The sequence below is a fragment of the Candidatus Aalborgicola defluviihabitans genome, from assembly GCF_016705985.1.
In the GTDB taxonomy this organism is placed as follows: domain Bacteria; phylum Pseudomonadota; class Gammaproteobacteria; order Burkholderiales; family Burkholderiaceae_C; genus Allorhodoferax; species Allorhodoferax defluviihabitans.
This window is the reverse complement of sequence record NZ_JADJKN010000006.1, coordinates 343,883-362,587: the sequence shown is the minus strand read 5'-3', so window position 1 is coordinate 362,587 and position 18,705 is coordinate 343,883. Positions and strand designations below refer to the sequence as shown.

General features: G+C 58.5%; 20 protein-coding genes. 3 read left to right on the top strand and 17 right to left on the bottom strand.

Annotation, left to right across the window (positions count from 1 at the left end):
• Positions 1-31 precede the first annotated feature (31 nt).
• Genes nhaD through IPI80_RS09330 form a run of 6 tightly spaced genes read right to left on the bottom strand, consistent with a single transcriptional unit; the run spans position 32 to position 5,061 of the window.
• The gene (nhaD, locus tag IPI80_RS09355; RefSeq protein WP_413859379.1) at positions 32-1,315 is read right to left on the bottom strand and encodes a sodium:proton antiporter NhaD; all 1,284 of its coding nucleotides are present in this window, start codon (positions 1,313-1,315) and stop codon (positions 32-34) included.
• A gap of 46 nt (positions 1,316-1,361) precedes the next feature.
• Entirely contained in the window at positions 1,362-1,856 is a 495-nt protein-coding gene (locus IPI80_RS09350) for a hypothetical protein (RefSeq protein WP_413859377.1), read from the bottom strand.
• Between the two features lie 13 nt (positions 1,857-1,869).
• Positions 1,870-2,250, bottom strand: coding sequence for a fluoride efflux transporter CrcB (crcB, locus tag IPI80_RS09345; protein ID WP_413859375.1), 381 nt, complete (start codon positions 2,248-2,250; stop codon positions 1,870-1,872).
• A gap of 4 nt (positions 2,251-2,254) precedes the next feature.
• Entirely contained in the window at positions 2,255-3,556 is a 1,302-nt protein-coding gene (locus tag IPI80_RS09340) for a TRAP transporter large permease (RefSeq protein WP_413859373.1), read from the bottom strand.
• Positions 3,549-4,058, bottom strand: a complete 510-nt coding sequence (locus IPI80_RS09335) for a TRAP transporter small permease (RefSeq protein ID WP_413859733.1) — start codon at positions 4,056-4,058, stop codon at positions 3,549-3,551. Before IPI80_RS09335 ends, IPI80_RS09340 begins: the two co-directional genes overlap by 8 nt.
• Before the next feature lie 19 nt (positions 4,059-4,077).
• Positions 4,078-5,061: a TRAP transporter substrate-binding protein gene (locus IPI80_RS09330; protein ID WP_413859371.1), complete on the bottom strand. Its 984-nt coding sequence runs from the start codon at positions 5,059-5,061 to the stop codon at positions 4,078-4,080.
• 164 nt (positions 5,062-5,225) lie between these two features.
• On the opposite strand from IPI80_RS09330, the gene IPI80_RS09325 reads away from it, so the two are divergent.
• Both IPI80_RS09325 and IPI80_RS09320 read left to right on the top strand, forming a co-directional pair.
• Positions 5,226-5,783, top strand: a complete 558-nt coding sequence (locus tag IPI80_RS09325) for a winged helix DNA-binding protein (protein ID WP_413859369.1) — start codon at positions 5,226-5,228, stop codon at positions 5,781-5,783.
• Positions 5,780-9,553: a hydantoinase B/oxoprolinase family protein gene (locus IPI80_RS09320; protein ID WP_413859367.1), complete on the top strand. Its 3,774-nt coding sequence runs from the start codon at positions 5,780-5,782 to the stop codon at positions 9,551-9,553. The genes IPI80_RS09325 and IPI80_RS09320 overlap by 4 nt, the downstream gene beginning before the upstream one ends.
• On the opposite strand, the gene IPI80_RS09315 is transcribed toward IPI80_RS09320, so the two are convergent.
• Positions 9,519-9,989, bottom strand: a complete 471-nt coding sequence (locus IPI80_RS09315) for a lipocalin family protein (RefSeq protein WP_413859365.1) — start codon at positions 9,987-9,989, stop codon at positions 9,519-9,521. The genes IPI80_RS09320 and IPI80_RS09315 overlap by 35 nt on opposite strands.
• 318 nt (positions 9,990-10,307) lie before the next feature.
• Between IPI80_RS09315 and IPI80_RS09310 the strand changes: the two genes are divergently transcribed.
• A complete protein-coding gene (locus IPI80_RS09310) occupies positions 10,308-10,754 on the top strand; it encodes a CHRD domain-containing protein (protein ID WP_413859363.1) in 447 nt (148 codons plus the stop codon).
• A gap of 214 nt (positions 10,755-10,968) precedes the next feature.
• On the opposite strand, the gene IPI80_RS09305 is transcribed toward IPI80_RS09310, so the two are convergent.
• From IPI80_RS09305 to IPI80_RS09260, 10 genes are all read right to left on the bottom strand, one after another.
• Positions 10,969-12,354, bottom strand: a complete 1,386-nt coding sequence (locus IPI80_RS09305) for an ATP-binding protein (protein WP_413859361.1) — start codon at positions 12,352-12,354, stop codon at positions 10,969-10,971.
• Positions 12,330-12,995, bottom strand: a complete 666-nt coding sequence (locus IPI80_RS09300; protein WP_413859359.1) for a response regulator — start codon at positions 12,993-12,995, stop codon at positions 12,330-12,332. Before IPI80_RS09300 ends, IPI80_RS09305 begins: the two co-directional genes overlap by 25 nt.
• A gap of 12 nt (positions 12,996-13,007) precedes the next feature.
• Positions 13,008-13,391, bottom strand: a complete 384-nt coding sequence (locus IPI80_RS09295; protein ID WP_413859357.1) for a DedA family protein — start codon at positions 13,389-13,391, stop codon at positions 13,008-13,010.
• Positions 13,388-13,570, bottom strand: coding sequence for a hypothetical protein (locus IPI80_RS09290; RefSeq protein ID WP_413859355.1), 183 nt, complete (start codon positions 13,568-13,570; stop codon positions 13,388-13,390). The genes IPI80_RS09295 and IPI80_RS09290 overlap by 4 nt, the downstream gene beginning before the upstream one ends.
• 61 nt (positions 13,571-13,631) lie before the next feature.
• Positions 13,632-14,390 carry a hypothetical protein gene (locus IPI80_RS09285; RefSeq protein ID WP_413859731.1) on the bottom strand — a complete coding sequence of 253 codons (759 nt, stop codon included), beginning with the start codon at positions 14,388-14,390 and terminating at the stop codon, positions 13,632-13,634.
• Positions 14,391-14,449: 59 nt separating this feature from the next.
• Complete coding sequence (locus IPI80_RS09280; protein WP_413859353.1) at positions 14,450-15,232, bottom strand: hypothetical protein; 783 nt, start codon at positions 15,230-15,232, stop codon at positions 14,450-14,452.
• 14 nt (positions 15,233-15,246) lie between these two features.
• The gene (locus IPI80_RS09275; protein WP_413859351.1) at positions 15,247-15,588 is read right to left on the bottom strand and encodes a PepSY domain-containing protein; all 342 of its coding nucleotides are present in this window, start codon (positions 15,586-15,588) and stop codon (positions 15,247-15,249) included.
• 157 nt (positions 15,589-15,745) lie between these two features.
• Positions 15,746-16,180: an EamA family transporter gene (locus IPI80_RS09270; RefSeq protein WP_413859349.1), complete on the bottom strand. Its 435-nt coding sequence runs from the start codon at positions 16,178-16,180 to the stop codon at positions 15,746-15,748.
• A 52-nt stretch (positions 16,181-16,232) separates the two neighbouring features.
• Positions 16,233-16,940: a phosphatase PAP2 family protein gene (locus IPI80_RS09265; protein WP_413859347.1), complete on the bottom strand. Its 708-nt coding sequence runs from the start codon at positions 16,938-16,940 to the stop codon at positions 16,233-16,235.
• Between the two features lie 190 nt (positions 16,941-17,130).
• Positions 17,131-18,705 (bottom strand): DHA2 family efflux MFS transporter permease subunit, encoded by a 1,575-nt coding sequence (locus tag IPI80_RS09260; protein WP_413859345.1) that lies wholly within the window; start codon positions 18,703-18,705, stop codon positions 17,131-17,133.

The window sequence follows — 18,705 nt, the reverse complement described above, 5'->3', positions numbered from 1 at the left end:
TGTTTTGAACTGCGGGTAAACCCGCGCGCATTCAGTGAAGGAAGTGATTTTCGGCGATGTAGTACAGAGCACCGGCCACATAGCCCAGTAGCGCCAGGCCACTGATGCGACGCATGTACCAAAGGAAGTCGATCTTCTCCAAGCCCATGGCCGCCACACCAGCGGCGGAACCGATGATGAGAATGGAACCACCAGTGCCTGCGCAGTAGGCCATGAACTCCCACAGGAAGCTGTCCGTTGGGTGCTGTTGCAGGTTGTACATACCCATGGAGGCAGCTACCAGCGGCACGTTGTCCACCACGGCACTGACCAGCCCGATGATCATCACGATCACGTCCAGACGGCCCACGGTTTTATCCAGCCAATGCGCGATACCCGAAAGAACATGCGTGTGTTCCAGTACCGCCACCGACAGCAGGATTCCGATGAAGAATACAACAGCGCTCATGTCGATACGAGTCAGCGCACGTGCCAGCGTGAGCCGTTGCTTGCGCAAGTCTTCTTCCTGGCGATGCACCAGGTCACCCACCAGCCAGACCAACCCCAATCCAAACAAAATACCCATAAAAGGCGGCAGGTGCGTTACGGTTTTGAAAACAGGAACAGACACCAATACCCCGAGTCCCATCGAAAACATGAGGTTGCGTTCAAAAGCACTGGTTTCAAAAGGTGTTTCGTCCGGATCACGCTGTGGTGAAATGACTGGACGCGATCCCAACAACATGGCTGTCACGCCCAGTGGCACCAGCAGGTTGATCAGGGAAGGAACGAGCAGGCCTTTCATGATTTCAATGGCAGTGATTTGCCCACCGATCCACAGCATGGTGGTGGTCACGTCGCCAATGGGTGTCCAGGCACCGCCCGCGTTGGCAGCGATGACGATGATGCCGGCAAAAAACAGGCGGTCTTCGCGTTGGTCCAGCAATTTTTTCATCAGCGACACCATGACGATGGTGGTGGTCAGGTTGTCCAGAATCGCACTGAGAAAGAAAGATACAAAGCCCACCATCCACATCAGCGTTGACAACTTGGTGGTTTTAATGCGCGAGGTAATCACCTCAAAACCATTGTGCGCATCCACCACTTCCACAATGGTCATGGCACCCATCAAGAAGAACACGATTTGTGCGGTTCCCATCAGCGAATCGCCCAGTTGCGTGCTCACGATCTGCGGGTCGGTGCCCGACAGGGCGTACACCGTCCACAGCAGCCCCGCGCCCAGCAACGCTGTGGCCGACTTGTTGACTTTCAGTGGGTGTTCCAGCGCAATGGCCAGATAAGCCAGCACAAAGATGACGATGAGCGCTGTGAGCATGAATGTGTTCCTCGTTGTTATTGACCAGCCGTGCGCAGTCTAAGCGCTAGATACCAATCCACTGGCGAATGGCATGCACGTTGGCTGCGGTGCTGCGCCAAATGGGCGAATCTTTCACCCGGGCGATCAGAGCGTCTTTCCATGGCTTCCAGTGACCATACAGCCGCGCAAACCAAGCCAGCCGCATCAGAGCAGGTTGGGTCAGCGAGAACAGGCGGGCCACTATGGCCGTGCCTGCCACTTTGGCGGCCAGCACCAGGGTCAGGCCCAGGAAGGTGTGACCGCGACTGATCCAGTACAGCGCCACCAGCTTGACTGGCAGCAGCATGAGCGCCGGCACAAAAAACGCCACCAGCGCACCATAGGGTGGCAGACCGCTAACGAAGCGCTCCATGCGTCCCCACAGCGGTAGGCGCGCCAGGTGGGCCATCAGTCGCTGCAACGGCTCCCAGCCCCATTCTTCAAAGATCAGCACCAGGGCCAACACCGGGCCCAGGGTGAAGTTGAACAGAGTGGAGAGCAGGCGTTTTAAGAGAGGCATGGTGGCGCTGCACTCAGAGCGCTGGCAACCAATGCCGCGCGCTCCAGATTCCCGCAACCGTCAAGAGCAGGGAACCTGCGATGTGCAAGCACGCCGTGCCAAGAGCCAGCGCATAGCGCTCATGCATCAACAAGTTGACTACCTCGGCACTGAAGCTGGAAAACGTGGTCAAGCCGCCCAGAAAACCGGTAATTAGCGCCAAGCGCCAGACGGGATCAATTTGGGGCAGTGCCTGAAACACGGCCACGCAAATGCCGATGAGGTATCCGCCAATCAGGTTGGCCGCCAGCGTGCCCCACGGAATCACACCACTTGGGCTGAGCCACAGGCCCAGACCCCACCGTGCCAGTGCTCCCGCGCTGGCGCCCATACAAATTGCAATAACAGGCCACATGGGCCTAGTTTGCCATTTTTTCTGGTAGCCACGTCACGATGCCTGGAAAGGCATAGATCAGCGCCACTGCCATGCACATCAGAAAAAACATGGGCATGGTGACCTTGGCAATCCAGGTGAGTTGGCGCCCGGTCATACCCTGTAGCACGAACAGGTTGAAGCCGACCGGTGGCGTGATCTGGGCCATTTCGACCACCAGCACCACAAAAATACCAAACCACAAAGGATCGATGCCGGCGGCTTGCACGGTGGGCATCAGCACGCCCATGGTCAGCACCACGATGGAGATGCCGTCCAGAAAGCAGCCCAGGATAGCGAAAAAGACAGACAAGGCCACGATCAGTTGTGCCTTGGATAAGCCCAGCGTGCCAATCCATTCTGCCAGGTGGCGTGGCAGGCCAATGTAGCCCATGGCCAGCGTCAAAAACGCGGCCCCCGCCAGTATGAGTGCGATCATGCAGTACAGCCGGGTGGCGCCCATGATGGCGCCTTTGAACGCGGCCCAGTTCATTGAGCCCTGCAGCGTGGACAGAATCAACGAGCCCACCACACCCACCGCAGCGGCCTCAGTGGCCGTGGCGATGCCGGTATAGATCGAGCCCAGCACAGCGGTGATCAACAGCACGACGGGTATCAAACTGCGCGATGCGGCGAGCTTTTGCCGAAATGTGGTTGCGCCATCGGCAGCGGGCACTTGGTCCGGGTGGCGCAGTGCCCAAAACATGATGTAGCCCGAGAACAGGCTGGCCAGCAACAGGCCCGGCAGCACACCGGCGATGAACAGTTTGGAGATGGACACCTCGGCGGCCACACCGTAGACGATCATGATGATGGACGGCGGTATCAACAGGCCCAAGGTGGCGGCGCCAGCCAGCGTGCCGACCACCATGTGCTCAGGGTAACCGCGGCGCGTTAGCTCGGGCAATGTCATTTTGCCGATGGTGGCGCAGGTGGCGGCGCTGGACCCCGACACGGCGGCAAAGATCGTGCAACCAATCACGTTGGTATGCAGCAGGCGGCCCGGCAAGCCTTGCACCCACGGTGCCAGGCCCTTGAACATGTCTTGGCTCAGGCGGGTGCGAAACAAAATCTCGCCCATCCAGACAAACAGGGGCAGGGCGGTCAGCGTCCAACTGCTGGACGAGCCCCACACGGTGACGGCCATCGCATCACCTGCAGGCCTGGACGAGAAAAGCGTAACCGCCATCCAGGCCACTCCGGTCAGCGTGAGGCCCACCCAGACGCCGCTGCCCAATATCAGGAGCAGCGACACCAGCAAGGCGGCGGTCATGGCGAAATCACTCATTGCGTAAAGGCTCCTCGCTGGTCGGCACGGTGCGTTGGCCCCGCAGCTCCAAAATCAGCTCGTCGATGAAGGCGATGGCCAAAATAACCGCACCCACCCCCATGGCGATTTGCGGAATCCACAGCGGCGTGGCATCGCTGCCGGTAGAGATATCGTTGAAGTTGCGCGACTGCCACGACAGGCGGCAGCAGTAGAACGCGAACAGCGAGGACAGCACGGTGGCAAACGCCAAGGCCCAGACCTCCAGCGCCTTCTTCCAGCGCCCAGACAACGCTGCCAGCACCAACGTCACGCGGATGTGTTCCCCGCGCTTGAGCGTATGTGCCAATGCCAAAAAACCGCTGGCCGCCATCAGGTAGCCCGCATACGCATCGGTGCCCGGCACATAAAAGTGGAACTGCCGCCCACCAATGGACAGCAGCACCATGATGAGCAAACCGAATAAGCACAGCGCCGCCAGCGCGGCAGCGCCGTCATACAGTGCGTTCATTACCTTGCGCACCAATAATCCTGGCACGTGATTAAGGCTTGTTGTAGGCGTCGAGAACCGCTTTGCCCTCAGCACCGGATTTTTCCAGCCATTCCTTGACCATGGTGTCGCCGACCTTCTTCATGTCGGCTTTGAGCGCGGCCGATGGCACCACGATGTTCATGCCGTTGGCTTTGAGTTTGTCCATTGATTCGACATTGACACGCTTGCTGGCAGCCAGGCCACGGGCTTCAGCATCGGCTGCGGCTTTCAACACCACGGCTTGCGTGGGCTTGTCCAGCGCGTCGAACGCGGCCTTGTTGACGATGACCGCGTTCTTGGGCAGCCAGGCTTGCATGTCGTAGTAGTACTTCAGGTTTTCGTACAGCTTGCTGTCTACGCCCGAAGCGCCAGATGTCATGGTGGCCTCCACCACGCCGGTGGCAAAGGCTTGCGAGAGCTCTGCTGCCTGCACCGTGACGGGCTGCGCGCCCACCAGTTCGGCGATGCGGCTGGTGGCCGGGCTGTAGGCGCGCCACTTGATGCCTTTCAGGTCGGCCGCTGAATTAAGCGGCTTCTTGCTGTAAATACCTTGGGGCGGCCACGCTACGGCATAGAGCAGATTCATGCCCTGCTCCGCCAGCTTTTTCTCCAGCGCAGGCTTCTGGGCTTTGTACAACTTGGTGGACTCGTCATAGCTGTCGGCCAAAAAAGGTAGGCCATCCACGCCAAAAATTTGCCACTCGTTCTGGAAATTCACCAACAAAATTTCACCCGCCTGGGCTTGCCCACCTTGTACGGCGCGTTTGATCTCGGGTGCCTTGAACAACGCTGCATTGGCGTGCACGGTGATCTTGAGTTTGCCACCGCTGGCCTTGTCCACATCATTGGCAAACTGCTGCAGGTTTTCGGTGTGGAAGTTGGTAGCGGGGTAGGCGGCGGCCAAGTCCCACTTGGTTTGGGCAAAGGCAGTGCTAGCCATACCGAGTGTAAGTGCGGTGGCAGTGGCAGTCATGACAAACAGGCGACGTTTCATGGTTACTCCGTAAGTAAAAGTGGACAGGGCAGATGGCTGAATGTAGTTCGCAATCGGGCGTAGCATCTCGGTGTTTTCCCTAAACGTCAACAAATTGTTGATGAATTGTCGTTGAACTGCCTACAATCCGACCACGCAACATTGATGCCAACCCGGAGTACCCCATGGCCAAGAAACCGGCTTCTTCTGTGACTACAGCCCCTGCGGCTAAGTCTACGTCGCAGGCTCCCATCGTGTCGTCCGCGCACCTGGTGTCGCCGCGTAGTTCGGAGATGAGCGAGTTCGAGTTTGGCCTTATCGTGGCGGGCAACGCCTTTCACCGCTGGATCACGCACTGCATGAGTGCGGCGGGGCTCAAGGATTTCACGCCGCTGGACGTGTTGGTGCTGCACCATGTGACGCACCGTGCCCGCAATAAGCGCCTGGCCGACATTTGCTTCATCATGAATGTGGAAGACACCCACCTCATCAACTACGCGCTAAAAAAGCTGCAAAACCTGGGTGTGGTCGAGTCCAGCAAAAATGGCAAGGACGTAACCTATTCCTCCACCGAGACGGGGCGGGGCTTTGTGGTGCGCTACCGCGAGATCCGCGAGTCTTGCTTGATAGACGCCCTGAACGCCGACGACGGCCTGAACCGCGACATTGGCGAACTCGCGCGCCTGTTGCGCTTGCTCTCTGGTATCTACGACCAAGCAGCACGTTCGGCTGCATCGCTATGAACCCATCTACGACTTCCCGATGGCAATTCTGGATCGACCGCGGCGGTACCTTCACCGACGTGGTGGGGAAGCGCCCGGACGGCACATTGGTGACGCACAAGCTGCTCAGTGAGAACCCTGAACAGTATCGCGATGCAGCGGTTGCGGGCATACGCCACTTGCTGGGCCTCAAGCAGCATGAACCGGTAACCCCTGACTTGGTGGCCTGCGTGAAGATGGGCACCACGGTAGCCACCAACGCGCTGTTGGAGCGCCAGGGCGAGCCCACACTGTTGGTTACCACGCGCGGCTTTCGCGATGCGCTGCGCATTGCCTACCAAAACCGTCCGCGCATTTTTGACCGTAACATCCAGTTGCCTGAGCTGCTGTACAGCGCCGTAGTCGAGGCCCACGAGCGCGTGGGTGCACATGGCGACGTCATCGAGAATTTGGATGAGACGCTATTAAAAGAGGAGCTACTAACGCAATATTCACGAGGGCTACGCAGCGTTGCGATCGTATTTATGCACGGCTATCGTTACACCGCACATGAGCTGGCGGCCAAGCGTATTGCGCAGGAGATTGGCTTCACGCAGATCAGCACCTCGCATGAAACCAGCCCGATGATGAAGTTCGTCAGCCGGGGCGACACCACCGTGGTCGACGCCTACCTGTCGCCGATTTTGCGCCGCTATGTGGAGCAGGTGGCCGGGGAAATGCCAGGTGTGAAGCTGTTCTTCATGCAGTCGTCCGGCGGGCTGACCGACGCCCACAGTTTCCAGGGCAAGGACGCCATTTTGAGCGGACCGGCCGGTGGCATTGTGGGCATGGCCCGCACAGCGGCTATCGCTGGGATCGAGAAGACGATTGGCTTTGACATGGGTGGCACATCTACCGACGTGTCCCACTACGCCGGTGAGTTCGAGCGCGAGTTCGAGACCCAGGTGGCCGGTGTTCGGATGCGTGCACCCATGATGAGCATCCACACCGTGGCGGCCGGTGGTGGCTCTTTGCTGGCCTTCGATGGTTCGCGCTTTCGCGTTGGGCCAGAGAGTGCGGGTGCCAATCCCGGCCCGGCCAGCTACCGCCGCGGCGGCGCGCTGGCGGTGACCGATGCGAATGTGATGCTGGGCAAGATTCAGCCCCGTTACTTTCCCAAGGTGTTTGGCCCGCACGCCAATGAAGCCCTGAGCCTGGAGGCCGTGCAAGAGAAGTTTGCCGAGCTGGCCACGCGCACAGAGCGCCCTGCCGAAGAAGTGGCTGAAGGCTTCATCAACATCGCCGTGCAGCAGATGGCCAACGCCATCAAGAAGATTTCGGTGGCCCGCGGCTACGACGTGACCGGCTACACGCTGCAGTGCTTTGGCGGCGCCGGTGGGCAGCACGCCTGCCTGGTGGCCGACGCGCTGGGCATGACCCGTGTTTTTGTGCACCCGCTGGCCGGTGTGCTCAGCGCCTATGGCATGGGGTTGGCCGACCAGACCGTGATCCGGGAGCAGGCGGTGGAGGTGAAGCTGCAGGTGGCAGCGCTGCCCGATATCGCGGCCCGCCTGGATGCGCTGGCGGCGCAAGCCGAAGGTGAATTGCGGGGTCAACAGGTCAACCAAGGTGCCATCACCACCCACCGGCGTGTACACGTCCGCTATGAGGGCAGTGATTCTGCGTTGGTGGTGTCGTATCCGCAGGCCGCCAATGCAGAGACTACGGTCGCGTTGATCGTGGCTGCCTTTGAGGCTGCCTACCGCCAGCGTTTTGCGTTCCTGATGGAGGGCAAGGGCCTGATTGTGGAAGCCGTGTCGGTGGAAGCCGTCATTGCAGGAGACGCCCCCGAAGAGCCACGCCACGCCATGCATCCGCCACGCGACCTGCAGGCCTGTGGTGCGGTGCGCGAGAGGGTGCGCATGTACTCGGGCGGACAGTGGGTGCAAGCCGCTCTGGTGGTGCGCGAGGACTTGCGCCCAGGTGATGTCATTCCTGGCCCGGCCATCATCGCCGAGAAGAACGCGACCACCGTGGTAGAGCCCGGCTGGCAGGCAACGCTTACAGAATTTGACCATCTAGCCCTCGTCCGTATTGAAAAGCGTGCTATCAAATATGCAGTAGGCACCACGGTGGACCCGGTGCTGCTGGAGGTGTTCAACAACCTGTTCATGAACATCGCCGAGCAAATGGGCCTGCAATTGCAGAACACGGCCTACTCGGTCAACATCAAGGAGCGGCTGGACTTTAGCTGCGCGCTGTTCGACGCGACTGGCAACCTGATCGCCAACGCGCCGCATATTCCGGTGCACCTGGGCTCTATGGGCGAAAGCATCATGACCGTGGTGCGCGAGAACGCCAACACCATGCAACCCGGCGACGTCTATGTGTTGAACGACCCCTACCATGGCGGCACGCACCTGCCCGATATCACCGTCATCACGCCGGTGTACCTGGACGGAAAGACACTGAGCGCCGCCGGGCCGCCCCAAGGCGCGAGCGCCCCCTCGGGGGGCAGCGCAGTACGCGAAGCGACAAGCGTGGGGGCCATGTTCTACGTGGGTTCCAGAGGCCACCATGCTGACGTGGGTGGCACCACGCCGGGCTCCATGCCGCCGTTCTCCACGCGCATTGAAGAAGAGGGCGTGCAGATCAACAACTTCAAGCTGGTAGACCGTGGCGTGCTGCGCGAGGCGGAGATGGTGGCCTTGCTCAGCAGCGGCGAATTCCCGTCGCGCAATACGCAGCAAAACATGGCCGACCTGAATGCACAGATTGCGTCGAATGAAAAGGGGGTTCAAGAGTTGCGCAAGATGGTGGAGCATTTTGGCCTGGATGTTGTGCAAGCCTATATGCGACATGTGCAGGACAACGCCGAGGAGTCGGTGCGCCGCGTGATCACCCGACTGAAAGACGGCGCGTTTACGTTGCCGCTAGACAATGGCGCGCAGATCCAGGTGGCGATCCGTGTCAACGCGCAAGAGCGCAGCGCGGTGATCGACTTCACCGGCACCTCACCCCAGCAGATCAACAACTTCAACGCACCGACGGCGGTGTGCATGGCGGCGGTGCTGTATGTGTTCCGCACGCTGGTGGACGACGACATTCCGCTCAACGCCGGTTGCTTGAAGCCGCTGCAGGTCATCATCCCGCCAGGCTCCATGCTGAACCCCAACCCCCCGGCCTCGGTAGTAGCGGGCAATGTGGAAACGTCAAGTTGCATCACCAATGCGCTCTACGGCGCTTTGGGTGTGATGGCGGCCAGCCAGTGCACCATGAACAACTTCACGTTTGGCAATGCAAAGTACCAGTATTACGAGACCATTTCGGGTGGCTCAGGTGCAGGTGCGTTGACCAATATTGCCGGTGAAACCACAGGCGGCTTTAACGGCACCAGCGTGGTGCAAACCCACATGACCAACTCGCGCTTGACGGACCCCGAGATTTTTGAATTCCGCTTCCCGGTGCGCTTGGAGAGCTACGAGATCCGTGAAGGATCGGGCGGCAAGGGACGATGGCACGGTGGTGACGGCGGTGTGCGCCGCGTGCGCTTTCTGGAGCCCATGACGGCCAGCATTTTGTCCAATGGCCGCGTCCACGGCGCCTTCGGCATGGCCGGTGGCGGGGCGGGGCAGGTAGGCATCAACCGCGTGGTGCGCGGGGATGGCACGGTGGAAGACTTGGGGCACATTGGCCAAGCCGAGATGGCTGCGGGCGATGTGTTCGAAATCCACACGCCGGGGGGCGGTGGGTTTGGTGAAAACCCCCGAAGCAATATCAATCCCCCTGCTTGCTCACCTCAAGTCGATTAAGGTCGAACCCCATGCGGGTCAACCGGCCCAATAATGCCTCATAGGCTGCAGGGTCTGCCTTTGAAACCCTGGACAGAATCCACAAATACTCTCGCTTGGGTTCACTGACAGCGACCAACTGATACGCCGGGTCAATGTCGATGACCCAGTAGTCACCCCACACCGCAGGGATGAATGACAGCCAGGCCGGCGCGAAACGGACCTGCAGTTTGGGCGAATTCTTTTCACCAATCTGGCGAGCAACCCCAACGGCTTGCGTCATTTCCCCGTTGGCTTGTCGGCAGCGGTTGATCACCTGCACTGTGCCATCTGGTTGAGCGTTGTATTGCGCCCTTGTATCTGAAACGCACTGTTTCTGGAATCGGTTTGGAAACTTGGCGAGCTCATACCAATTGCCCATATACCTGGCGACATCCAGGCTGGAAATCGGTGTCAAAACGGGTGGCGATGGCGTGGCCACGTCGGCGGCATGCGAAAAGGTTACGCTCAAAGCAAGGGCGATGGCTGCAAGTGTGTACTTCATTATTTTGGGCGCTTGAACGTGATTCAACATGCACTTCCCCCAGTGTAGGGGCCTGCGCGGCTCCGCAATGTGCGCTGGTGCACATCATGGCAAATGGCTACCCAGGCACCAGCCGCGCGAGGGTTTACCGTTAACAAGGTCGCGAAGCCCCCCTTCTGGCCGCATGGGTTCTTGTTGTGACTTAATATTCTAATTATGAACTATTTAGTTCACAACCGATAAGGAGACTTCATGATTCAACTTCGCACACTCTTGATCTCAAGCGTAATCGCAGCCACTCTGGGATTGACAGCTTGTGGCAGCGCCATGATGGGCAACACGACAGCCATTTCGGCCAAGCTCTCCAGTGCCAATGAAGTGCCGGCCAATAGCAGTGCTGGCACAGGCATGCTGGATGCCAGCTTCAACAAGGACACCAGCGTATTGACCTGGACCGTCAGCTATAGCGGAATGACCGGGCCGGTGACCGCCGGACACTTTCATGGCCCTGCAATGGCGGGGACCAATGCCGGTGTAGTGCAGGGATTCAGCGGCAGTATGGACAGCCCGATCAAAGGCTCAGCAACCTTGACGGCTGCACAAGCTGCTGACTTGTTGGCAGGCAAGTGGTACGTCAACCTGCACACCGCAGCCAATAAGGGCGGAGAAATCCGTGGACAAGCTACCGTCGCGAACTAAAGAATCTATCGGCTCGATGGGCTATTGGTGGCACATCAAATTGGTCGTTTTAAAAAATGAGTTGCGACGGTGTTCGCGCAGGGCGTCGTGCACACTCGCTTCGACCATGTACTGCATGCGCCGGTAGCTAAAGTGCATTGTAAAGTCGTCATTTTCCCCATACAGCCGCTCACAAACTGAACCTGGTGATGTCGGCTTCTCCACTTTCTATTCTCTATTCTGTCCTAAGGGTTGATCGCTCGCCGGAGTATTTCAATGGAATCAGTACGCAAATACGTAAGCCGGAACCTGTCACTTCATTTGAAAAGCCTACATTGAGCTCCGCGCCAATCCGATCGGCAATGGTTTTTACAATGGCAAGCCCCAGCCCTGAGCCCACCTGATTGTTGCCCAGAGTGCGATAAAAAGGGTCAAACACACGCAGACGTTCGTCCACTGCAATACCGGGGCCAGAATCCTTGATTTGCAGTGTGGCGCGGCCTGCGTGGACAGTCACCGACAGATCGACCTTGCCGCCTTCAGGTGTGTAGCGAATGGCGTTGTCGACCAGATTCTTGACGATTGCTATTAAATCCAACTCGCTCATGAATACCTGTGCATCGTGCGTGCCTTCTACGCCAATGTCGATGTGCTTGGCCTCGGCCAGTGGCAACAGGTCTTCCAGTACGCGGCGGTAGACGCCTTGTACCGAAATAGGAGTTTCGGGCACGTCAGATGTTGCCTGGGCTTTGGCCAGGGTCAGAAGTTGGTCCAGCAGGTTGCGACCGCGTTCAATACCCCGTTGCAGGGTGACGAGCCGTTCGCGGGCCTGTGCTGGCATTTCTGCTTCGGCCAGCCGCTCTGCTTGCAAGGACATGGCCGTCAAAGGGGAACGCAGTTCATGTGCGGCATCGGCCACAAAGCGACGCTGGGCCTCCATAGACTGGTCAACACGGGTGAGCAAGCGATTGATCGCCACCACAAACGGCCGTACTTCGATGGGAAGGTGCTCTTCTGCTACCGGGTGCAGCGCTTGTTCTGAGCGTTGGTCGATTTCCTTCGAGAGCGTCGCAATGGGCCGGAACATCTTGCGAACCAGATTCGCCACGATCAGCAGCAGGATAGGCACCAGTATCAAAAACGGCATCAAGGTTCGTAATGCACTGTCGCGTGCAATTTCATCACGCACTCCCGTTTCTTGTGCCACGGCGATACGTTCACCCAAAGCGGTGGTTTTTACCAGCACGTGAAACGGTTCCCCGGCAAGGTCCAGCGTGTGCATGCCGTCGGTGAGCGTGGCCGGAATAGGCAACAGTGCGCCCGTATCGAGTTGCCCGGTCGCCTTCGCGCCGTCGGCTAGTCGCTGAACGACGATGCGGGACTCTTCATCGCCGTCTTGGGCCTTTTTGTTGTCCCCCGCGCGAACGGTTGGCAGGTGCTGCCGGTTAAACAGGGCCGCCACCTGGCGCAGCGTGTCGTCTTGCAACTCGTGTGCTTCGTCGAATGCGGCCATGAACGAGAAAATACCCGCCACTACCGCCACCACCAGAATCACCAGCGACAGGGTGAGAGACAGCTTGAGCTGAATTGATGCGTTCAGGCGCTTTTTGAAACCATCCATCCCACCCCCCTGACATTCTTGATGGCGTCGCTGCCCAGTTTGCGCCGCAGCGCGTGGATCAAAAACTCGACCGCGTTGCTTTCAACTTCTTCTCCCCAGCCATAGATGCGGTCTTCCAGATCGCTGCGCGACAGAATAGCCCCCGGGCGCACCAGCAAGGCTTGCAAAAGCGCGAATTCCCGGTTGGAGAGTTGCAACGGGGCAGCGCCATGGGCCACAACTTCGTGCGTGGCCGGGTCGAGTGACAGGGCGCCATTGCTCAGTACCGGCACCGCATGGCCACCTTTGCGGCGCAGCACGGCGCGCATGCGGGCCAGCAGTTCGGCCATTTCAAACGGTTTGAGCACGTAGTCATCGGCCCCGCCATCTAGGCCGCGCAGCCGGTCATCCAGTCCATCGCGGGCGGTGATGATGAGCAGCGGCACCGGGTTGTCTTTGGCGCGGATGTTGGCCAACACCTCTAGCCCATCCTTGCCGGGCAGGCCCAAATCGAGCAGCACCAAGTCATAGTGTTGGCACGCCAGGGTGGTGAGAGCGGTTTGGCCGTTCTTCACCCAGTCGGTCGCGTAGGTGGCATCTTTCAATGCCGCTTGAATCGCCTCGCCAATCATGGTGTCGTCTTCGACCAGCAATACACGCATTACGTATCCCGTTCAAGTTTTGTTTTTTGCCCCACGGCGCCGCTCCACCAGCCACCACACCAGACCCAGAATCAGAAGAATCGACAAGCCCCACAGTTCATCTGCATCCACGGCCTTGAGCAAATGGATCAGCGCGTGACCGGCCCCGTAACCGACACTGGCAATGAGCGTCGCCCAAAGTAGCGCTCCCAGCCCATTGAGTAGAAAAAACCGAGGCCATGAAACGCTGCTCATACCAATGGCAATCGGCCCGGCGATGCGCAGTCCATACAAGAATCGGATGGACAAAATCAGCGGCAAGTGGTGGCGCTCCAACAGGTCATTGACGCGGTCAGCACGTGGCTGCAGGGACGGGTATCGCGCCAGCAGCGTTATGCCATACCGGCGCCCGATCAAAAATACATTTGGTCGCCCAGAAAACTGGCGAGGGCGGCCACTGAAATCACCGCCGGCATGGCCAAATGGCCGCGAGCGGCCGCCGCTCCCGCGATGAGCAAAACGGATTCCCCTTCCAAAAAGGTGCCCACCGCCACGGCGACGTAGCCGTAGGATTGCACCCACTCTGCGATATTCATCCTTCGATTGTCTTTCGTTAACGATGGATGGCTCTGCCGCCTATCCATCCGCAGGGCTTGTTCAATGTGCTGTTTTGGCTGCGCGTTGTTTGAACAGCAAGATGCTGCTCAGCATGAACGCCAAAAGCGCGGACGATGCCCAATAGCGACTCAAGGCCAGTCCACCTGCGTTGAGCGGCTTGTCCAGAAAATCGCCCACCACAGCACCCAACGGCCGGGTCAGAATAAACGCGGCCCAGAAAAGCAGGGTGCGCGACATATTTGTCCAGAAATAAGCCGCCGCCACCACTGCCAACAGCGCACCGAACACCATCGCCCCACCGGTGTAACCGAGTCCAGCCGTGCCGGCTGTCCAATCCCCCAGCGCAGTACCCAAGGTCTGGGAGAACATGATCGTGACCCAGTAGAACATTTCGGCTTTGGGTGAACTGACGCTGCTGACCGATACCGTGCCAAGCGTACGATGCCAGACGAACAGTGAGCCCAGCAGCAGGGTCAATAGCAAGCTTGAGCCGCCAGCGTACCCGATGCCGAGGGAGCGATCCACGAAGTCCGCCAGCGTAGTGCCGACGGTGGTGGTGGCAACAATCGTGGCCCAATAAAGTAGGGGTTTGAACGTTTCGGCTTTGATTTGTGCCATGACTGCCACTAGAAACACTGCGGCAAAAATGACGGTGCCGACAAGGTACCCCAGGTTCATTGACATCGAGACCGCGTCGCCCCCAGTCTCGCCCAGCGTGGTGGCTGCGATTTTGATGATCCAGAAAATCAAGGTGACTTCGGGCACCTTGCTTAAGGTTTTTTGAGTTGAGTCGTTCATTTTGATTCGTGGTAACCGGTTAATTTTTGCGCGGATGCGAATTTGAAGGTGATGGTGGGTTATTCGACGGCTTGAACGTTTTTGGTGTTGCCCACGTTGAACTGCGCAACCGCCACCAGCAGCACAATCACCGTCAAGAACAAGGCGCTGGTCCACATGGCACCCATGCCCAGACCGCCGTAGGTTTTGGCCTGTGTCAGTAAGTCGCCCAGCGAGGCGCCTAAGGGGCGCGTCAGGATGTAGCCAATCCAGAAAGTCAGCACGGCGTTTGCGCCCAGGCGCCAGGCTGTGTAGGTGGCAGCAATCAAGGTGCTGAAAGCCACGAGGCCCCAGGTGAAGCCAAGGTGCAGCGCTTCAGTGGCCAGATCGCCAGCTGCCGTGCCCAGTGCGAACGTGCACAAAATGGCCAACCAGTAAAACAACTCTCGTCTGCGCGTGAAGATCTCGTGGATGGACAGCGAGCGCTCCACCCCATACCAGACAGCGAAGATGGCGGCCAGCGCCACGGCGAACACCGAGGTGCTGAGGTAGAGGCTGACGCCCAGGCCATCGGTGAATAAGTCAGTAATTTGCGTGCCTACAATGCTCACCAGCACCACCGTGAGCCAATAAATCCAGGGCGTGTAGCGTTGTGTGCGCAACTGGACGAACAGGGCAGTTACCAGCAGTGCGGCCATGACCGCACGGGTGACATTTTGGCCCAGTCCTGCATCGACTGCCAGGTAATCAGCACCCGTCTCGCCCACCGTGGTGCACATGATCTTGATGACCCAAAACGCGAGGGTGACCGAAGGTACTTTATTCAACCAGTGGGTTGATTCGGGTATTTTGAGTGTGTTCATGGCCTGGTGCGTGCTTAGTCTTGTTCGTCGTGGTCGTCATCACGATCGGCCTTGTCCTTGGCGGACGAAATGACCGTGCCCTTGTCGGCATCAACCCTGACGTCGAAGACTTTGGCTCCGCTGACGATTTCCACGTCGTAAACCCACCCCTGTTTTGAGTTTTCAAACTCGGCCTGTGACGCTTTGCCATTGGTGTGTTGCTCAGCCACGGTGACGGCCTGTACTAACGAAATCTTCGCCTTGTTAATAGCTATGGCGTCGTTTTCCACACCGCCGTTGGCGGCATAGGCAATGGTGCCTGCTGCACCAATAGCAGCGGCAACGGCTAAAAGGGAAAGTTTGCTGTAGCGAGTCATAGAGTTCTCCAATAGACGCAGGAATTTGCGTATTGGTGAGACTAGGGCGACAGACTTAGCTGATACTGAGCCGGTGAAATTACCGTCGTAGAGGATGGCTCAGGGCCTTAGCCCGTTGCAGCTTCCGGGTTTGGGGGCCGTCCCGACAAGTGCCACGTCAACGTTTGATCGCCAGCAGCAGAACACCCCCTGCCACCATCGCGATACCTGTCCACTCTTGCAGAGAAGGACGCTCCCCCAGGAAGGCGAAGGCAAAGATCGCCACCAGCACCAGACTGAGCTTGTCCACAGGTGCCACTTTGGACGCTTCCCCGATCTTGAGCGCACGGAAATAGCACACCCATGAAGCGCCTGTTGCAAGGCCGGACAGGGTCAGAAAAAGCCATGTTTTGCCGGAAAGCTCGAAGGGGTTGGACCATTTCCCCGCGTACACCACAAATAGCGACAGCACCACAATGATGATCGCAGTCCGGATTAAGGTAGACAGGTCGGAATCCACCCCCTGAATCCCAATCTTGGCGAAGATGGCTGTCAAAGCGGCAAACACAGCCGAGAGAACCGCCCAATAAAACCAACTGGAAGAAGTTGCCATGGTCAGGCCCTTGTTTTCGTGAATGCCAAGCTGAACTTAATCTATCTGCAGCTTACTGTCGTTTGGCCCGGTCCAACAACCAATGGGCTATGACCAGCCAAAGGATTGCCCATGCACCACCAAATGACCAGCCTGCGATGACGTCAGTGGCCCAGTGCACACCCAAGCCAACCCGGCTCAGTCCTACCAAGGTACTCATAAAGCCCGCTGCTGCCAAGATGTAGATCTTCTCACCAAGTTGGCCCCGGGTGTTGGCAATGACAACCCCGATCGTCAAGAAGACCAAGGCAGACATTGTCGAATGCCCACTCGGGAAGCTCATTCCCGATACGACGAATTCGGCATAGGACGGATCGGGACGCGCACGGCCAAAGAGTGCCTTAAAAAGACTGACCAGCAGGGTACCTGTGATGACTGACGTAGCGACCAATGCTGCGGTCACCCGAGACCTAAAAAATGCCTGATATCCCACGCAACCCAGTGTCAGTAGTGTGAGCACTACCGTACTTCCCACGCCGCTGAGGTCGCGCAAGACCTCAGCCAGCCAAAGATGATTGGTGCGCAGCTCCTTTGCGTACTGAACCACCAGCAAGTCAAAAGCCTGACTATCTCCTTCCGCAACTTCACTGCCAAAGTACGCGAAGACAACACCGAGTACTAGCGCAATCAGAATGAACAGGACTGAATTGAACGTGGTACTCCGGCGCCGTGTCAGTTGAGACGAAGCCGCTGCGTTGTGGCTGTGATGAAAACGGTCCATTGAATCCAAATTTGAATATCGAATTATGGGCGCTCACCAAGCGCTTTCACCACTGAGTGGCGCGGTGGTGGCACCAGCCTTAACGAACCTGATCGCGCTGGACTTTTTTGTATCAGAAATTAGCCTATAGCCCTCGTCGGAATTACGTTAGGCGCTATTAAATCGATAGTGACGTAATGCAGAACCCATATCAATGCGCCGCTGCCGCTGCGTTGGCTGCGCCGCCTGGCCCTTTGCCCGGCACGCTGCGCGCGGGGCGGGCCAGCCACACCAGTGGAATCAGACACAGGAAGATCAGCGATGACGCATAGAACACATCATTGGCGGCCAGCATATAGGCCTGTTGGTCCACCATGCGGTTGATCTGGGCCAGCGCGCCTTCAGGGCCCAAGCCGGCAGCACTCAGCCCGGCAATGGCACTGGTGGCGGTCTGGCTGCCTTGGTTAATCAACTCCGACAAATGGGCATGGTGCAGGGCCGCTCGGTCTTGCCAGACCGTAATGGCAATGGAGGTGCCAAACGAGCCACCCACCATACGCGCAAAGCTCGACAAGCCAGAGGCCGACGCAATCTTTTCTTGTGGCAGGCCACCCAGCGTGATAGAGATCAGTGGAATAAAAAGGAACGCCATGGCTATGCCCTGCACGATGGTGGGGATCATGATGGTGTCAAAGTCGGCCTGGGTGTTGAAGTTGGAGCGCATGTACAGCACCAACCCGAATACGGCGAAGGCGATTGTGGTGAGGGCGCGTGGGTCAAACTTAGCTATGTTTTTGCCAATTATTGGCGAAAGAATGATGGCAAAGAGGCCCACCGGCGCCATCAACATGCCGGCCTGGGTCGAGGTGTAGCCCATAAACTGCTGCAGCCACAGCGGCAACAGCACCAGGTTGCCCAAGAACAAACTGTAAGCCACAGCCATGGCGAGGGTGCCGGTCCAGAAGTTGCGTAATTTGAGCAGGCGCAGCTCGACCACCGGGTGGTCGTCGGTTAGTTCCCAGGCAATGAAGAAGGCAAAACCAATCAGTGCCGTGATGCCCAGCGCCATCACCTGTGGCGAGTGAAACCAGTCCAGTTCCTTGCCCTTGTCCAGCATGATTTGCAGCGACCCCACGGCAATCACCAAGAGTGCCAGCCCCACCTTGTCGATGGGCAGCTGCTGGGTGGGCGTTTCGCGTTTGTGGAAGATGGACCAGGTGACAAAGGCGGCCACGATGCCGACCGGGATGTTGATGAAAAAAATCCAGCCCCAGTGCATTTGGTCGGTGATCCAGCCGCCCAAAAGCGGACCTATCACCGGCGCCACCAGCGTGGTCATGGCCCACAACGCCATGGCCATGCCGGCCATGGCCGGCGGGTAGCTAGAGAGCAGCAGCGCCTGGGCCAACGGCATCATGGGTCCGGCCACAAAGCCCTGCATGGTGCGCATCGCAATCAGCGTGGTCATGTTGGGTGCCAGGCCGCACAACCATGAACTGATCACAAACAGCAGCACGCTGACGCAGAACAGGCGCACTTGCCCAAAACGTTGCGACAGCCAGCCGGTGAGTGGCAGCGCGATGGCATTGGCCACGCCAAAGCTGGTGATGACCCAGGTACCCTGGTTGGGGCTGACGCCCAGGTCACCGGCAATAGCGGGCAAGGACACGTTGGCAATGGACGAGTCCAGCACGTTCATGAATGTGGCAGCCGACAGGGCAATCGTGCCCCACATGCGGGCCGAGCCCTGCAGCGGTGCTGGGGGCGTATAAGGATCAGTGCTCAT

What these genes read in the sequence shown, in the direction of transcription:
- IPI80_RS09280 (WP_413859353.1), bottom strand. Translation starts at nt 15,232, where the DNA reads ATGAACACACTCAAAATACCCGAATCAACCCACTGGTTGAATAAAGTA.
- crcB (WP_413859375.1), bottom strand. Translation starts at nt 2,250, where the DNA reads ATGTGGCCTGTTATTGCAATTTGTATGGGCGCCAGCGCGGGAGCACTG.
- IPI80_RS09285 (WP_413859731.1), bottom strand. Translation starts at nt 14,390, where the DNA reads ATGAACGACTCAACTCAAAAAACCTTAAGCAAGGTGCCCGAAGTCACC.
- IPI80_RS09300 (WP_413859359.1), bottom strand. Translation starts at nt 12,995, where the DNA reads ATGCGTGTATTGCTGGTCGAAGACGACACCATGATTGGCGAGGCGATT.
- IPI80_RS09270 (WP_413859349.1), bottom strand. Translation starts at nt 16,180, where the DNA reads ATGGCAACTTCTTCCAGTTGGTTTTATTGGGCGGTTCTCTCGGCTGTG.
- IPI80_RS09330 (WP_413859371.1), bottom strand. Translation starts at nt 5,061, where the DNA reads ATGAAACGTCGCCTGTTTGTCATGACTGCCACTGCCACCGCACTTACA.
- nhaD (WP_413859379.1), bottom strand. Translation starts at nt 1,315, where the DNA reads ATGCTCACAGCGCTCATCGTCATCTTTGTGCTGGCTTATCTGGCCATT.
- IPI80_RS09340 (WP_413859373.1), bottom strand. Translation starts at nt 3,556, where the DNA reads ATGAGTGATTTCGCCATGACCGCCGCCTTGCTGGTGTCGCTGCTCCTG.
- IPI80_RS09275 (WP_413859351.1), bottom strand. Translation starts at nt 15,588, where the DNA reads ATGACTCGCTACAGCAAACTTTCCCTTTTAGCCGTTGCCGCTGCTATT.
- IPI80_RS09305 (WP_413859361.1), bottom strand. Translation starts at nt 12,354, where the DNA reads ATGGATGGTTTCAAAAAGCGCCTGAACGCATCAATTCAGCTCAAGCTG.
- IPI80_RS09320 (WP_413859367.1), top strand. Translation starts at nt 5,780, where the DNA reads ATGAACCCATCTACGACTTCCCGATGGCAATTCTGGATCGACCGCGGC.
- IPI80_RS09290 (WP_413859355.1), bottom strand. Translation starts at nt 13,570, where the DNA reads ATGAATATCGCAGAGTGGGTGCAATCCTACGGCTACGTCGCCGTGGCG.
- IPI80_RS09310 (WP_413859363.1), top strand. Translation starts at nt 10,308, where the DNA reads ATGATTCAACTTCGCACACTCTTGATCTCAAGCGTAATCGCAGCCACT.
- IPI80_RS09260 (WP_413859345.1), bottom strand. Translation starts at nt 18,705, where the DNA reads ATGAGCACTGATCCTTATACGCCCCCAGCACCGCTGCAGGGCTCGGCC.
- IPI80_RS09325 (WP_413859369.1), top strand. Translation starts at nt 5,226, where the DNA reads ATGGCCAAGAAACCGGCTTCTTCTGTGACTACAGCCCCTGCGGCTAAG.
- IPI80_RS09265 (WP_413859347.1), bottom strand. Translation starts at nt 16,940, where the DNA reads ATGGACCGTTTTCATCACAGCCACAACGCAGCGGCTTCGTCTCAACTG.
- IPI80_RS09350 (WP_413859377.1), bottom strand. Translation starts at nt 1,856, where the DNA reads ATGCCTCTCTTAAAACGCCTGCTCTCCACTCTGTTCAACTTCACCCTG.